This window comes from Spirulina sp. CCNP1310 (assembly GCF_034932185.1).
In the GTDB taxonomy this organism is placed as follows: Bacteria; Cyanobacteriota; Cyanobacteriia; order Cyanobacteriales; family Spirulinaceae; genus Spirulina.
Genome location: NZ_JAYGHW010000068.1, coordinates 46,063 through 61,531 on the forward strand (window position 1 = coordinate 46,063; position 15,469 = coordinate 61,531).

A 15,469-nucleotide genomic window follows, 5' to 3' on the forward strand; every position below is an offset into this window, starting at 1 on the left:
TAATTGATGACACAGCCCCCTAGCACACCACAACGTTCAACCTGGGAGGAGGCGATCGCCGCCTTGGTTGAGCAACTCACCGCCCACCGTGACCAATCCCCCCAGCCGGCCCCCGCTCTCAGCCCCGCAACCTTAACCCAATTGGGCGATCGCTTTCAACTTTCCCCCTTCGAGCAATGGGTGATCCTGCTTTGTCTGGGGCAGGCGATCGAACCCCGCATTAGTCAACTTTGCGGCGAAATCCATGGCAGCCAAGAACAACAGTATCCTACCCTCGGCCTCGCCCTCAGCGTCTTTCCCCAAGCCCAATGGCGCATCCTTTCCCCCCAAAGTCCACTATTTTATTGGCAACTGATCCACCTAGCGCCCCATCTCACCCTCACCCAAGCCCCCTTAAGCCTGGATCGCCGTATCCTTTGCTATCTCTTGGCAGAACCCGCCTTTGATCCCGAATTAACCCCCTATATCACACCGATCACCGGAGCACCCTCCCGTTTACCCCCATCTCAAAACGAGATCGTTCAACAGATCCTCACCGCTTGGTCTCATGCCCCTGCCCGCCTCCCCCTGATCCAAATCTGTAGCCCCGATCGCGCCGCGATCCGAGCGATCGCCCAAACCCTCAGCCAACAGATTCACTTCAATCTTTACCAACTCCAAGCCGCCGCCCTCCCCAATGGGGCCACCGAAACCTACAACCTCGGGCAACGGTGGCAACGGGAAGCCCACCTCAGTCATGCCCTGTTATTAATTGAAGACCCCGAACCCCATCACTCCCTAGCACCTTGGCTCATTCCCATCACCACCCCCACCCTCTTAAGTACCCGCGAGCGGCACAATTTCGCCAAAATTGACTGTTTGACCCTAGAACTACCGCCCCTCTCCTATGCCGAACGCTATACCCTTTGGCAGGAGCATCTGGGCGATCGCACCCCCCCAGCAACGCAACTCTATCCCCTCGTGGCTCAATTTAATCTCAATGCAGAGGCGATCGCCGCCGCCTGCATCGCCACCCAAGCCAGCCCCCCCGCCGAACTCCCCTCAGCCCTCTGGCAGATCTGCCGTCGCCAAGCCCGCCCCCAACTAGAGCACCTTGCCCAACGCATCGAAGCCACCGCCACCTGGGAAGATTTGATCTTGCCAGAGCGAGACAAAACAATCCTGCGAGATATTGCCATCCAGGTACAGCAGCGAGCCACAGTTTACGAAGATTGGGGATTTGCTGGCAAAAGTAGTCGAGGTTTGGGGATTAGCACCCTCTTTGCCGGAGCTAGTGGCACAGGCAAAACCATGGCGGCTGAAGTGCTAGCGCGGGAATTTGAACTGGATCTCTATCGCATTGATTTAAGTGCTGTGAGTAGTAAATATATTGGCGAAACCGAGAAGAATTTACGGCAAATTTTCGATGCTGCCGAAGCAGGCGGGGTCGTTTTACTCTTTGATGAAGCTGATGCTCTCTTTGGCAAACGCACCCAGGTTAAAGACAGCCATGATCGCCACGCCAACTTAGAAGTCAGCTATCTCTTGCAACGGATGGAAGCCTATCAAGGCTTGGCCATTTTAACCACAAACCTCAAAGACTCCCTCGATTCTGCCTTTCTCCGTCGCCTCCGTTTCGTGATTAATTTTCCCTTTCCCAACGTGGAATATCGTCGGCAAATTTGGCAACACATTTTTCCGAAAAAAACGCCACTGGGTGATTTAGACTATCAAGAATTAGCCCAATTGGATGTAGCCGGAGGCAATATTCGCGCCATTGCCCTCAATAGTGCATTTTTAGCCGCCAGCATGAATGAACCCGTGATGATGAAACATCTATTACAAGCGGCTCAGGCTGAATACTTAAAATTGGGGCGCATTTTGACCCATCGCAGTGGGAAGTAGGAAGTAGGAAGTAGAATTGATGGGTGTAGGGGCGAAAAATTTTTCGCCCCTACAGCATCCATTGAAGAAGGGCATTAACGCCGCCAGGAAACTTTCGGGAGAATTTCGTTGTGATCGACGCGATGCTTATACTTGACCGCGAAGTTCAGCAGCGAATCTAACAGCGAATCTGAGAGGAAATGGGGCTGGAGGCCCAGATCGAGCAATTTCGTGTTTTTGGCATTGAAATAATGCTCTTCCAACTCAACCCGAGGGTTGGCCACATGGTCAATTTCCACATTAATCCCCATGGCGGTTCCGGCTTTTTTCACCATCATCGCCAAGTCACCGACGCTAAACAGTTCCGTAAACTGGTTGAAGACGCGGAAATTCCCCGGTTCAGCGGGATTATTCACTGCAATTTCAATACAGCGCACTGTGTCGCGAATATCCAGCAGGCCACGGGTTTGACCGCCTTTGCCGTAGACCGTGAGGGGATGGCCGATCGCCGCCTGAATACAGAAACGGTTTAAAGCTGTACCAAATACGCCGTCATAATCTAAACGGTTCACCAACAATTCATCCATGCCGGTTTCTTCCGTTAACACCCCGTAAACAATCCCCTGATTCAAATCCGTTGCCCGCAGGCCCCAGATTTTACAGGCAAAATGAATATTGTGGCTGTCGTGAACCTTGGAGAGGTGATAAAAACTACCGGGTTGTTTGGGGTAGGGGAGGGTATCTTTGCGGCCATTGTGTTCAATTTCAATATAGCCTTCTTCAATATCAATATTGGGTGTGCCATATTCCCCCATCGTTCCCAGTTTAACTAGGTGGCAATCGGGGAATTCATCCCGCATCGCAAAGAGAATATTCAGCGTGCCGACGACGTTATTGGTTTGGGTCATGACGGCGTGTTCGCGGTCAATCATCGAGTAGGGGGCTGACCGTTGTTCCCCAAAGTGAACGATGGAGTCCGGGCCAAAATCCCGTAGAGACTGGATTAAAAAGTCGTAGTTGTTGATGTCGCCAACGTAGAGAGCGATCGCCTTGCCGGTGAGATCCTTCCACCGTTGGAGGCGTTGGTGAATGGGGGCGATGGGGGTGAGGGTGTCTACCCCCAGTTTGGCATCCCAGTGGCGACGGATGAGGTTATCGAGGATGCCCACTTCATACCCTTTGTTAGCAAGGTGGAGGGCGGTTGCCCAACCGCAATATCCATCCCCACCGATGACTAGAACTTTCATAGAAACCTTTTTATGCTTGGATTGACCGATATTCGCTAAATGTATCAGGTATTGACCCCCTGTTGGGGATCAAGTTTGAGGGGGAGAGCAGCCCCAGATTTGCCCTGGGATGAGAGGGTGATCACCGTAGCCCTCCCTGGGGAGATCCGCTAAAATAGCGCTACTGTTGCCCTGAAGCCTGATGCGATCGCCCCTTTTCATCCTCATGACCTTGGTCTTCCTCTGTCCCCCTGGGGCAGCACTGCCCCCCCCGGAGGATGTGCCGGAGGAGGTGTTACGCACAGAAATCATCCTCGAAGGCCGCACCCCCACAGGGGTAGATCTGACTGCTTCAGAATATGCGGAACTGACCACCGCCCAAGCTGAATCCCCCTACGATCCGGTGCTAGACTCAGAAATCCGCCAGGTCATTTTTCTGTTGCAAATTCGCCAAATGCTCAAGCCCATCCTACCCTTCATCCCTTAGGATGCCTGAAATTTAATGCGTGAACTGTGGGGATCATTGGTGGTTTTTTGTCTCTGTCCGGTGCTGGGGGGTCTACCCTTGGTGGATTGGCTAACGCGGGCATTGGTGAGCAAAAATCTCGCCCATCTTGGTACGGGCAATATTTCAGTGTCAGCGGCTTTTTACCATGGGGGGCGAGGGGTGGGGATCCTCGCGGCCTGTGCCGAAGCCAGTAAGGGCATTGTGGCGGTGTTATTGGCTCGCTATTTTTTCCCCGATGATCCCCTGTGGGAGGTGGTGGCGCTGATGGCGCTGGTGATGGGGCGGTATTGGGTGGCAAAAAGTGCCGGAACCACCAATGTTTTTTGGGGGATCTTCACCCACGATCCCATCGGGGCGGTGGTGGTGGTGTTTTTTGCCCTAGTAAGCTTTACGCTAGTGCGGGAGCGGGCCTTAGGGCGGTTGATTAGCTTATTTTGGTTGGTGGTGATTCTGGCGGTACGGGAGCCAAGCCATACCTATGGAGTTGCTATCCTGCTGTTAGCTCTACTCATGGCCTGGATTTATGCCAGAATTCCCGATGATTTATCTTTGGAAGCCCTGCCGCAACAGCGGGATTCCCGTGCATTGTTTCGCTTTTTTCGGGGGGATCAGAGTGTGTTAACCCTCCAAGAGCGTCTTGATCCTGATACCGTTGGCCCCAAGGCTGCTACACTGGCGACCCTGATCGCTTGGGGCTATGCCGTGCCGGAAGGTTGGGTCTTGCCCCCTGGGGATGATCCTCAACCGCTGATTTTGTCCTTGGCCCCCACCCCTGAAGCTCCGTTAATTGTGCGGTCTTCGGCGTTGGGGGAAGATACCGCTACGGCTTCGGCGGCGGGGCAATATATTACAATTTCCGATGTCACCAATACCCGTGAACTAGCAACGGCCATTTTACGCTGTCAAACCGCCTATAATTCCCCCCGGGCGGTGCAGTATCGTCGCCACCATCACCAGGGCGATCGCGGCCTGGCAGTGTTGGTACAACGTCAAATTCAAGGGGTTTATGCGGGGGTAGCCTTTAGCCGCGATCCCGTGGATCAGTATCGGGATGCGGTGCTGATTGAAGCGGTGGCCGGCGGGGCGGAGGCGGTGGTATCGGGGCAGGTGACACCGGAACAATACCGGGTCTATGGGTCAATGGCGGGGGGGACTCCGACCGCGACGGGGGAGGAAACCCTAACCCTAGAAGGAACCGGAACCATTCCCCCCGGAATTTTGCACCAAGTGGCCCAAGTCTGCCGGGCCTTAGAGCGACGTTACCACGGTGTACCGCAGGATCTGGAATGGAGCTATGACGGTGAAACCCTCTGGATTCTACAATGCCGGCCCATTACGACGTTAACACCGATCTGGACGCGCAAAATTGCTGCTGAGGTGATTCCGGGGGTGATTCGTCCCCTCACTTGGTCAATTAATCAGCCCCTCACCTGTGGGGTGTGGGGGAAATTATTCACCCTTGGTTTAGGGGATACGGGGGAGAGAGGCGATAGGTACGCTAACGGGGATTCCCACCGTACCCAAGGCCTCGATTTTGACGCTACCGCAACACTACATTTTTCCCACGCCTATTTCAACGCCACGCTGTTGGGGGAAATTTTCCGGCGCATGGGGCTACCCCCGGAAAGCCTCGAATTTCTCACCCGGGGCGAAAAGTTCACCAAACCACCCCTGTTAAGTACGTTAAAAAACCTGCCGGGGCTGTGGCGCTTATTACAACGGGAATGGCATCTGCCTGAGGATTTTGCCGTGGATGCCCGCAAATGGTTTAAGCCAACGCTTCAGCAATTGCAGGTTTCCCCTGAGGGCTTATCTCCCGATGAACTCTTGGCGCGGGTGGATTTGATCCTCTCCACGCTCAAACGAGCCACCTACTACAACATTTTGGCCCCCTTGAGTGTGGCGCTACGCCAAGCGGTGTTACGGGTGGATAGTGGGGAGTTGGATAGTCAGCGGATGCCGGAGGTGGCTTCGGTGCGATCGCTCGTCCAACTGGCGGAAAAAAGCCGCAACCTCTTGCCCATGGGGCAGCTTAATTTTGACAGTTGCCCCTCTTTGTTTGCCTATTTAGCCGAAATGCCCGATGGCCAGGGGATTTTAGCCCAATTTAATACCTGGCTCGCCCAATACGGTTATCTCAGCGAGGTGGCCACAGATATTGCCGTCCCCCGTTGGCAGGAAAATCCCCGGCCCATGCGAGAACTCTTTGCCCGTTGTGTCTTTGATTCCATCCAACGCAATAGCCTCGCCCCCCCTGCCCCCCCCAGTCATGTTTCCTGGGGTGCGAAATGGGTACAGCATCGCCTCAACCTGAAAGGGGAGGTGGCGGAAATTTATAACCGTTTGCTGGCGCATTTGCGTTGGACGCTCCTGGCCTTGGAACAACAATGGTTAGGGCTGGGGTATTTGCAGGGGGCGGGGGATCTTTTTTTCCTGACGTTGCCGGAAATTACCGCTTTTGTGGAGCAGGAGGAGGCGGGGATGACAGAGGCGGAGCAGGTTAAAGCCGTGGCGCAACTTCAGGATTACATCACCTACCGCCAACGGCAGTATGCCCAGGATTGCCAGCGTCCCCATGTGCCTTTTGTGGTCTATGGCCAGCCCAGTGACAATATTCCCCCTCCGGATCCCCCAATAAAGGCGGGGCAAACCCTCCAGGGCATGGGGGTGAGTGGCGGCCTGGTGGAAGGGGTGGTGAAGGTGGTGCGATCGCTCGATATGCTCGAACAGGTACAACCGGGAACAATCCTCGTAATTCCCTATAGTGATGCGGGGTGGTCGCCGTTATTAGCCATTGCCCAGGGGATTATTGCTGAGGTGGGGGGGAGTTTATCCCACGGGGCAATTTTGGCGCGGGAATATGGCATTCCAGCGGTGTTTGCGCTGCCGGGGGTGATGCAGGCCCTCCATGATGGCCAACGGGTGCGGTTGGATGGTCAGCGGGGGACGGTGATGGTGTTGGGTTAGGGGCGATGTTTGGGGAGCATGGGTAACTTGACGGTGACGGTTGTACCCTGATCCAGTTCACTGCTGATCCGGATTGTTCCTTGATGCTGTTCGACGATGACCCGGGCGATCGCCAACCCCAAACCCGTTCCCCGTGACCCCTCACGATCCCCGGTGCGGGCAGGATCAACCCGGTAGAAGCGATCGAAGAGATGGGCGATCGCCTCAGGGGGAATGCCGATGCCTGTATCGTGGATTTCAATGTGGTAGTCCGGGTGCTGCACCCTCAAGCTAACGTTCACCTCCCTCGGCCCAGTCGCTTTTAACCCGGTGTAGATCACGGCATTGCTGATTAAATTCGTCAGCAGCCGCGCCAATTGATCCCAATCCCCCCACACCATAAACAGGGCCTCCGGCTCCTCTGGTGGGGGGGTAATTTGCACCGAAAGGGCCACCTCACCTTCAGCCGCGATCCCCCGCTGTTCCTCCAACACCTCAATTAACAGTGCATCGAGGGGCATCTCCTGCCATTGGGTTTCAACCATGCCACTATCGGAGCGGGCCAAAAACAGCAGATCATTCACCAACCGACTGAGCCGCTGACTCAACCGCTCCACCACCGCCCACTGATGCCGCTGCATTTGGGGGTCTTGTTCCCGTAAAGCGGTTTGGACATTGATTTGGATCATGGCGATGGGGTTGCGCAGTTCGTGGGAAGCATCGGCGGTGAACTGCTTCAGTTGCTGATAGGATTCCCCGATCGGTTTCATCGCCAACCCCGACAAAAACCAACCCACTGCCGCCACAATCCCCACCATGGCCACAATCCCTAAACTCAAATCCACCAACAACTGCCGAATCGGTTTTGTCACCTCAAACCAAGGATGACTCACCCGCAAATACCCCAACACCTGCCGCCCCCGCTCAATGCGTTGGGTCACTTGTCGCAGTAGGTGATCGGGGCCTAAGTACACCGTTTGGCCGTAACGGCTGACCTGGAGCGGCAAGGCGGGAGGCGCGTTAAACGTTGACCAAAGCCGTTCCCCCGTGGGGCTGAACCATTCCAAATCAATATGGTCATCTTCCGCCACTTCATTATTGATCCGAAAACTGGCGGTTACATTGAGGCGATTCCCCCCCGCCGCCGCCGGTAAGGGTTCAATGATTAAGGAGCGATCCACCACCTCGACGACGTGCTTCAGGGTGTCATCCATGCGATCGATCAACGTATTGCGCACATACAAATAAACCCCTGTGGCAAACAGGAGCAACAGCACTGCTGTCACGGTGGTATACCAGAGGGCTAAACGGCGGCGGGTGCTACTAAACATCAGTTAAATAACCCAAAAACAAACCTCGTGCCATGGCTCTGCCGTGGCACGGGCATGAGGCGGCTCTGCCGCCCGATGGAGGCGGAGCCTCCAGGGAAGCGTTACTTGGCAGAGCCAAGTAACGAGGGAAAAGCCCCCCTTTTTCCCCACCTCGTGCCATGGCTCTGCCGTGGCACGGGCATTGGGCGGCTCTGCCGCCCGATGGAGGCGGAGCCTCCGGGGAAAGCCTCCTTTTTTTACGCCGAAGACGCATCCCCGCAGGGGCTTAGGGGGATTTTATAATTCGCTAACTTCTACGGGCGTTTGCACTAATGCCGCTGTTGGTTGAACCGTCCCCGCAAACAGATCTGATTGGTTGACGGCATCATTGGCCAGGTTTAACAAAGGATTGGCTAAAATTCCCGCCAAGGATGTAGCCACTAAGGTTAAGACCAAACCCACTTGGAGCGGGCGCATTCCCCGTAAATGCCAGCGGATCGGCGGATAACGCTTCACTGCATCGGACATTTCTTGGGGTTCTTTCACCACCATCATCTTGACAACACGGATGTAGTAGTAAATCGAGATCACACTCGTCACCAAGCCCAACAGCACTAAGCCATAGAGGCCCGACTGCCAACCTACCCAAAAGAGGTAGATTTTGCCAAAGAAGCCCGCCATGGGGGGAATGCCACCGAGGGAAAGTAGGCAAATGCTCAAGGCCAGGGTTAAGAGCGTGTCTTTTTGATACAAACCCGCGTAGTCGCTGATTTGATCGGAACCCGTCCGCAGGGAGAAGAGGATCACGCAGGTGAAGGCCCCCAGGTTCATGAACAGGTAGATCAGCAGATAGAAAATCATGCTGGCATAGCCTGCCTCACTGTCCGCCAACATCCCCAACATGACAAAACCAGCTTGGCCAATGGAGGAATAGGCCAGCATCCGTTTCATGCTGGTTTGGGCTAGGGCGACGACGTTGCCCAAGACCATACTGAGGACGGCGAGGGCGGTGAAAATGAAATGCCATTCGACGCTGACGGAGCTAAACACCGTGAGCAGCATCCGTAAAGCGAGGGCAAACCCTGCGGCTTTTGACCCCACCGACAGGAAGGCGACAACAGGGGTGGGGGAGCCTTCGTAAACGTCGGGAGTCCATTGGTGGAAGGGAACAGCGGAGATTTTAAAGGCAATGCCCGCAATGACGAAAACGAGGGCGATCGCCAGCCCTAAGGATTGCCCCTCTCCGGCGGCTAAGGCTGTGGTGATTGCGGCTAAATTCGTTTCTCCCCCCGATAGCCCGTAAAGCAGAGAAACACCGTAGAGGAAAATCCCCGAACTGGCAGCGCCGATCAGCAGGTACTTAAGCGCCGCTTCATTGGAGCGGGGGTCACGCTTTGTGTAGCCCGTCATCAGGTAAGAAGAAATACTCAGGGTTTCTAAGGAGATGAAAATCATCACCAAATCATCGGCTCCGGATAAGAACATCCCCCCAAGGGTAGCGGTGAGCATGATCGCGATAAATTCCGCCAAGGCAGTGCCGGACTGCTCAATGTAGCGGATCGACATCAGAATCGTCACGGCTGTCGAGAGGGCAATGATGCCCCGAAAGACAATACTGAGGTCGTCGCCATTAAAGCTGCCTAAAAAGGCGATCGGCTCCGGTGTATGCCACTGGGTGACGAGGGCGACCAATGTTGCCAATAAACCGGCGATCGCCACATAGGGCAAAATTCCCGCCAGCCGTCGCCCGGCAATTAAATCCAAAACCAGCACAGTGATTAAGGTGACGATCACAATCCCTTCAGGCAAGATTGCCCCCGCATTCAACTGCGCCGCAATAGCACTCGACAAATCCATAAACTTTCCAGCCGTTTTCGCTAACACTGCACGGGGTTATAGGCCCGCCTAGGGGATTGTACCGCGTCTGGGGGCTAACGGGTTTGGGAAATATACTGCAAAATGCCGTTGGCGATCGCCTCGGCCATTTCCTCCCGAAAAGCGGGATTAGCCAAGCGGGGCGCATCCTGCGCTCCGGTCACAAAACCCACCTCCACCAACACCGCTGGCATCGAAGCCGTCCGCAACACATAGAACCGCGCCTGCTTCACCCCTCGACTGTTCATCGGGATTTGATTCAAGATCGATTGTTGAATGGATGTGGCCAGTTGGCGACTATTGGCCCCTTGGAAATAGAACGTTTCTACCCCATTCACATCAGGGCGGCTCATGCTAATTGCATTGGCATGGATACTGACAAACAGATTAGCCCGGCTCCGATTGGCCATGGCGGTGCGCTCCTGCAAGCTGATAAACCGATCATCAGAGCGGGTCATCATGACGCTGACCCCCGCCGCCGAAAGCCGTCGCGCCACCGAAAGGGACACCGGCAACACCACATCCACCTCCCGCAGGCCACCAATGCCGATCGCCCCTGGATCCCGCCCGCCATGGCCGGGATCAATGGCTGCCAAAATCCGCGCATTGGGAACGCGAAAATCCCCCGGTTGGGCTGTGGGGGTGGGGGGAGGATTGGGCGCAGTGCGCTCTGGGGCAGGAACGGGAATCACCACCACATCGGGTTCACTGCTGGGGAGGGGAACGGTGGTGCGATCGCCCTCTAGCACCGGCTGGCCCGTCGTGGGGACAATGGCAATCCCATTGATACCCACCGCCACCCGCCAATCAGGGCTATTGGCGGGGACGGCCAAAAGGATGCGATGGGTTTGAAATTGGATCGTGCTGACCCCATAACGGTTAATCAACACCGTTTGATTCTGGAGATTGCTGGGGATGGTTTGGCCGCTGAGGTCAACGGCGATGGTTTGGCGATCGCGGCTCCGTTGGATGGTTGCCCTCGGTTGGCCCGGTAAGCGCACAAAAAAGCCATTTTGGGTGACTTGGAAATTTTGCAACGTCATCACCGGCTCACGGCTGAGATCAATACGCTCCGGTTCCGGTAATGTCACCTGCCATTGCTGGTCTGTGAAGCCGCGAAATCCTACTTGAGCCGGATTGATCGTATAGCCCGGGGCCAGTTCAATCACGATGCGGGTGGTGCGCGCATCAAACTGGCCAATGCGCACCTCGCGAATCGTCCCCCCCACGCGCTGGTTAACCGTTGGGCGGCTCAGGGTTGTGCCGGGGAGGTCAATCACTAAGCGGCTGGGGTTGGCCAGCAGTTTGGCCTGGGGCTGTACGCTCCCATCGGTGCTAAACGTCAGTTGATGATTGCGTTGATCAAATTGCCAATGGGTGAGGCGACCGGCGAGGGCAGGGTTAGCCCAGAGGATCAGGCTCAGGAGTGAGAGGGTAAACCAAGAAAATTTCACAGAAATTAAATCTAGATTAAGAGTGTGGGTAGCAATGGCTGCAATCTTAGCGTAGGGGTTCGGGGAGCAATTGACATTGAGGGGCAATCCCATCATTGGCACGCCCTCAACCGGATCAGATTAGAATAGACCTCGGGTTTTATGGGGTAGGGATTGTGGCAGAGGTTATTCTTGAAAAAGTTTACAAACAATTTCCGAGTCAATCGGGAGCAGCAGCCCAGAACGTCAATGTTTTACGGGGCATTGATTTAACCATCCAGGGTGGGGAATTTATGGTCTTGGTGGGGCCGTCCGGTTGTGGCAAAAGTACGTTGCTGCGATTGTTGGCAGGGTTAGAAACCTTGACGGCGGGGACGATTACGGTGGGCGATCGCCTCATGAATAACCTTCCCCCTAAAGACCGGGATATCGCGATGGTGTTCCAAAGCTATGCCCTCTATCCCCATTTAACAGTCTTTGATAATTTAGCCTTTGGTCTGCGCCGTACTCAACCCCCCCAAGGGGATCGGGGTGCTAACGATCAACCGCTCTGGCAAACCTGGGGTCAAGCCGGATTAGGAGCGCTCACCCGGTCTTTCCCCCCATTGCTCCGCTACCAATCTCCCCAGGAGCGGATCATTGCTCGGCGGGTGCGGGAGGTGGCGCAACTGCTGCAAATTGAAGAATTATTAACCCGTCTGCCCAAGCAATTGTCTGGGGGGCAAAAGCAGCGAGTGGCACTGGGTCGGGCCATTGCCCGTAATCCTCAGGTGTTTCTCATGGATGAACCCCTGTCCAATTTAGATGCCAAACTCAGGAATGAAACCCGCGCCCAAATTGTCCAACTCCAGCGGCAATTGGGGATTACGACGATCTATGTCACCCATGATCAAACGGAAGCGATGACGATGGGCGATCGCATTGCGGTGATGAATCAAGGGGAAATTCAACAGATCGCCCCGCCCTTAGAACTGTATAACGCCCCCGCCAATCGCTTTGTGGCGGAATTTATCGGCTCCCCCCCGATGAACTTCCTGCCGGTGCAAATTGCCGCCACCACCCTCGTTTTAGGGCAATTTCGCTACACCCTCCCCCCGGAATGGGGCGATCGCCTCTCCCCCTACAATGGCCGCTCCCTCCTCCTCGGCGTGCGCCCGGAACACCTGCAACTCAGCCCCGCCGCCACCAAAAACCTCCCGGTCAAGGTGGAATTAGTGGAGGCTCTGGGCAACGATACCTATCTCGCCGCCCATTTGGTGGAATTTCCCCAAACCCCTTTAAAGTTAAGAATTCCCCCCGATCATCCCGTCCAACTGGGGGAAACCCTCTGGTTTAGCCTCATCCCCGACAAAATCCACTTCTTCGACCCCCAAACGGAACGACGGCTGATCCCCTAAATCTCAATCAACCAGAGGGCCACATCCTTTGCCCCGCTTCCCGTCACGACCCAGCGCTCATCGGGGCTGAGGACAAAATCATTGATGTGGGCGTTGTGGCCCGTGAGGGAGGCGATCGCCTCCCCCGTGGTTAATGACCAGAGCCGCACGGTGCGATCGGCACTGGCGGTGATAATCGTTTGGCCATTTTGGGTGATTTGCACCCGGTTAACGTAGTTACCATGGCCCCGTAGCGTTCGGGCTAAGGTTCCCGTCGTCATATCCCAGATCCGCACCGTCTGATCCGCACTAGCACTCACCAACCAGCGGCCATCGGGACTCACAGCTAAATCATTAATAAACCCCTCATGGCCCCGCAGCGTCTGCAATTGCTCCCCCGTTTGCAAATCCCAAATCTGAATGGTTTGATCGGCGCTCCCGCTCGCCACCCAGCGATCGTCGGGACTGACGACAACGGCGTTGACAAAGTTGGTATGGCCCCGCAGGAGTTGGGATTCTCTGCCCGTGGCCATGGTCCAGAAGCGCACCGTTTGATCGGCGCTGGCGGTGATCAGGATTTCACCATTATTGCTAATCGCTAACCCATTAATAAAGCCGGTGTGGCCCGTTAATGTGTGGCGCAGTTGCCCCCTTTGCCAATCCCAAATCCGTACCGTATGATCCGCCCCGGTACTCACCAGGGTTTGGCCGTCGGGACTGAGGTGGAGTTGATCGACAAAACCTTGATGGCCCGAAAGGGTACGCTCTAAATGGCCGTCCTCCACTCGCCAGACCTTGATTGTCCGGTCAGCGCTGCCGGTGATCACAAACTGACCATCGGGCGTGATTTCCACAGCATTGATAAAACTGCCATGGCCTTCTAGGGTGTGGCGCAGGTCGCCGCTGTTGAGATCCCAAATTTTCAGCGTCCGATCAGCGCTGCCGGTGATCAGGTATTGGCTATCGGGACTAATGGCCAGGTCATTAATAAAGCTGGTGTGGCCGGCCCATTGCTCCGGTGCGGCATAGGTGATGCTGCTGGGCCAAACGGTTTGATAGGCCTGCCAGCCGCCATAACTCCCGAAGGCCACCAACAGAGCAATGCCTAAACCCAGGGGCCAACGCCGTTGCTGGGGGGATTCCTGGGGAACCGTGGGGCTGTCGGGGGAAATTTGCAGTGCAGTTTCCGGCAGACGGGTGAGGTTTTGGAGGGGTTCGATGGGGGAAGGGGGGGTCGTGATCGAATTGAGGGGGCGAGGCGATCGCTTTAACTCCCCAATCGCTTGCAAAATGGCTTCGTTATCCCGGGGGCGATCGCCCGCCCGATAGGCCATCAACTGATCCAGCAAATCCGCAAAGCCAGGGGAGAGATCCGGCGCGTGTTGTCGCCAATGGAATTCATTGGTGAGGGGATCATAAATGGCTTGATCCTCCAAGGTTCTGCCGGTAAGCAGGTAAACAAATGTCCGTCCCAAAGCGAAAAAATCCGATTGGGGGACAGCATGGCCCTGCTGTTGCTCCGGGGGTGTGTAGCCCGCAGAACTAACACGGGTAATATTGCCGGAGCTACCGGCTTTCGCGAGATAGGTATAGGTCATTTCCCGCGCCGTACCGAAATCAATCAACACCAGTTGCCCGGTGGAGCGCACCATAATATTTTGCAGCTTGATATCCCGATGGAAATAGTTTTTCCGGTGGACTAAGTGCAAAATCGTCGTTAATTGTTCCAACCAGTCGAGGGCTTGGGCTTCACTGATTAATAAATTGCCCTGTTGATGCATCCACTGCTGAAGATTGGGGCCATCAATTTTTTCCATCACAAAGCAATGGACGGGATAGCGGCTATCCCTGGGCCAATAGTCAAAATAGCCTTCAGGGTCAATGCGGGGAATGCCGGGATGGTTGAGTTGGCTTAACACCACCGCTTCCTGTTTAAACAGACTGACCACTTTTTCGTTAGCATTGTGCTGGGATTTCAGCACTTTGAGGATTTTGACCATTTCCCCATCCGAAACATCGAAAATTTTGGCGAAACCGCTGTGATCACTCAACAAATGGAGGACACGGTAGCGATCGCCCAACAACAAACTCGATCCACAATGGCGGCAATGGTCAGCCTCCCCATTGAGGGGATCGTCAGGATTTAAGCAATGGGGATTTAAGCAGTAGCTCATGGATGGCTACAGAAGGGGGTTTGCGAAACATCAATCCATCTGCACCTGTCTCATTCTAGGAGATCGCCGCCACTCCCTCGAATGCAGCACCGTCACGATCACCTGTTCCCGATCTGAATCCATCGGCTGAGATCGGGAATCAGCGCAAAAATTAGCGAATGGTTAAAGAATAGTTACCAAGATCTGATTCTCCATAACCGTTCACAAAAATGCGATACACGCCACTATAGGGCAGGGTAATCGTGATCCGGGAATTACTTTCCCCATCTGCATCATCATTTTGAGCGAGTACGTTTGTGCCGCCAGTATCAAAGAGGGCCAAAAAGGTATCAAACTCATCACTGGCCAGGCGAATCGTGATCAATTGACCGGCTTGTCCTTCAAACAGATATTCATTGTAAAGGCTGCCATCTTCATATTTTTCACTCAACTCGCGGTGCAGTTCCCCACGACGGGCAAGGAGAAAACCCTGGGCCACACTTTGGGGGTCGGGGTTGATTAAGCTGGCGATCTGGGGGTTGGTTTGGGGGGGGGGAGTGGGTCGAGTGAGTTCGGGTAAGGGGTTGCCATTGGTGGATTCCGGCGGCGGTAAGGGGTTAACTTCCCGAGGCAGGGATGGGGTTTGGGGTGCAAGGGTGATTTCCGGGGGCGGAGCCGGTTGGACGGGAATATCAATGGTTGCGTCCGGGGGGGTGGGTTGGACGGTGATTTCTGGTGGGGTGTCCGGGGGTGTGGGGTGGACGGCGAGTTCTGGTGGG

At 55.2% G+C, this 15,469-nt stretch carries 10 protein-coding genes; 4 read left to right on the top strand and 6 right to left on the bottom strand.

The window, feature by feature from the left end; all coding sequences use genetic code 11:
• Positions 1–6: 6 nt before the first annotated feature.
• Positions 7–1,884: an ATP-binding protein gene (locus tag VB712_RS12430; protein WP_323255128.1), complete on the top strand. Its 1,878-nt coding sequence runs from the start codon at positions 7–9 to the stop codon at positions 1,882–1,884.
• A gap of 74 nt (positions 1,885–1,958) precedes the next feature.
• Here VB712_RS12430 and VB712_RS12435 read toward each other — a convergent pair whose 3' ends face one another.
• On the bottom strand, positions 1,959–3,110 hold the full coding sequence (locus VB712_RS12435; protein ID WP_323255130.1) for an NAD-dependent epimerase/dehydratase family protein: 1,152 nt from the start codon (positions 3,108–3,110) through the stop codon (positions 1,959–1,961).
• Between the two features lie 181 nt (positions 3,111–3,291).
• Here VB712_RS12435 and VB712_RS12440 point away from each other — a divergent pair, with 181 nt between their 5' ends.
• Together VB712_RS12440 and VB712_RS12445 are read left to right on the top strand one after the other, a co-directional pair.
• On the top strand, positions 3,292–3,576 hold the full coding sequence (locus VB712_RS12440) for a hypothetical protein (protein ID WP_323255132.1): 285 nt from the start codon (positions 3,292–3,294) through the stop codon (positions 3,574–3,576).
• Positions 3,577–3,591: 15 nt separating this feature from the next.
• A complete protein-coding gene (locus tag VB712_RS12445) occupies positions 3,592–6,564 on the top strand; it encodes a glycerol-3-phosphate acyltransferase (RefSeq protein ID WP_323255134.1) in 2,973 nt (990 codons plus the stop codon).
• Here the strand turns inward: VB712_RS12445 and VB712_RS12450 are convergent.
• The 3 genes from VB712_RS12450 to VB712_RS12460 form a co-directional block, all read right to left on the bottom strand.
• Positions 6,561–7,874, bottom strand: coding sequence for a HAMP domain-containing sensor histidine kinase (locus tag VB712_RS12450; protein ID WP_323255136.1), 1,314 nt, complete (start codon positions 7,872–7,874; stop codon positions 6,561–6,563). The two genes, VB712_RS12445 and VB712_RS12450, sit on opposite strands and share 4 nt — an antisense overlap.
• A gap of 276 nt (positions 7,875–8,150) precedes the next feature.
• Positions 8,151–9,710, bottom strand: a complete 1,560-nt coding sequence (locus VB712_RS12455) for an NAD(P)H-quinone oxidoreductase subunit N (RefSeq protein ID WP_323255137.1) — start codon at positions 9,708–9,710, stop codon at positions 8,151–8,153.
• A gap of 74 nt (positions 9,711–9,784) precedes the next feature.
• Positions 9,785–11,182: an N-acetylmuramoyl-L-alanine amidase gene (locus tag VB712_RS12460; protein ID WP_323255140.1), complete on the bottom strand. Its 1,398-nt coding sequence runs from the start codon at positions 11,180–11,182 to the stop codon at positions 9,785–9,787.
• A 155-nt stretch (positions 11,183–11,337) separates the two neighbouring features.
• Between VB712_RS12460 and VB712_RS12465 the strand changes: the two genes are divergently transcribed.
• The gene (locus tag VB712_RS12465) at positions 11,338–12,558 is read left to right on the top strand and encodes an ABC transporter ATP-binding protein (RefSeq protein ID WP_323255141.1); all 1,221 of its coding nucleotides are present in this window, start codon (positions 11,338–11,340) and stop codon (positions 12,556–12,558) included.
• Here the strand turns inward: VB712_RS12465 and VB712_RS12470 are convergent.
• Both VB712_RS12470 and VB712_RS12475 read right to left on the bottom strand, forming a co-directional pair.
• Entirely contained in the window at positions 12,555–14,711 is a 2,157-nt protein-coding gene (locus tag VB712_RS12470) for a protein kinase domain-containing protein (RefSeq protein WP_323255143.1), read from the bottom strand. The two genes, VB712_RS12465 and VB712_RS12470, sit on opposite strands and share 4 nt — an antisense overlap.
• A gap of 151 nt (positions 14,712–14,862) precedes the next feature.
• Positions 14,863–15,469, bottom strand: a 607-nt coding sequence (locus VB712_RS12475; protein WP_323255145.1) for a PPC domain-containing protein, incomplete at its 5' end; no start/stop codon positions are given.

Excerpts from the sequence above, each read along its gene's own strand:
- VB712_RS12430 (WP_323255128.1), top strand. The coding sequence starts at position 7 with ATGACACAGCCCCCTAGCACACCACAACGTTCAACCTGGGAGGAGGCG.
- VB712_RS12450 (WP_323255136.1), bottom strand. The coding sequence starts at position 7,874 with ATGTTTAGTAGCACCCGCCGCCGTTTAGCCCTCTGGTATACCACCGTG.
- VB712_RS12445 (WP_323255134.1), top strand. The coding sequence starts at position 3,592 with ATGCGTGAACTGTGGGGATCATTGGTGGTTTTTTGTCTCTGTCCGGTG.
- VB712_RS12470 (WP_323255143.1), bottom strand. The coding sequence starts at position 14,711 with ATGAGCTACTGCTTAAATCCCCATTGCTTAAATCCTGACGATCCCCTC.
- VB712_RS12455 (WP_323255137.1), bottom strand. The coding sequence starts at position 9,710 with ATGGATTTGTCGAGTGCTATTGCGGCGCAGTTGAATGCGGGGGCAATC.
- VB712_RS12440 (WP_323255132.1), top strand. The coding sequence starts at position 3,292 with ATGCGATCGCCCCTTTTCATCCTCATGACCTTGGTCTTCCTCTGTCCC.
- VB712_RS12435 (WP_323255130.1), bottom strand. The coding sequence starts at position 3,110 with ATGAAAGTTCTAGTCATCGGTGGGGATGGATATTGCGGTTGGGCAACC.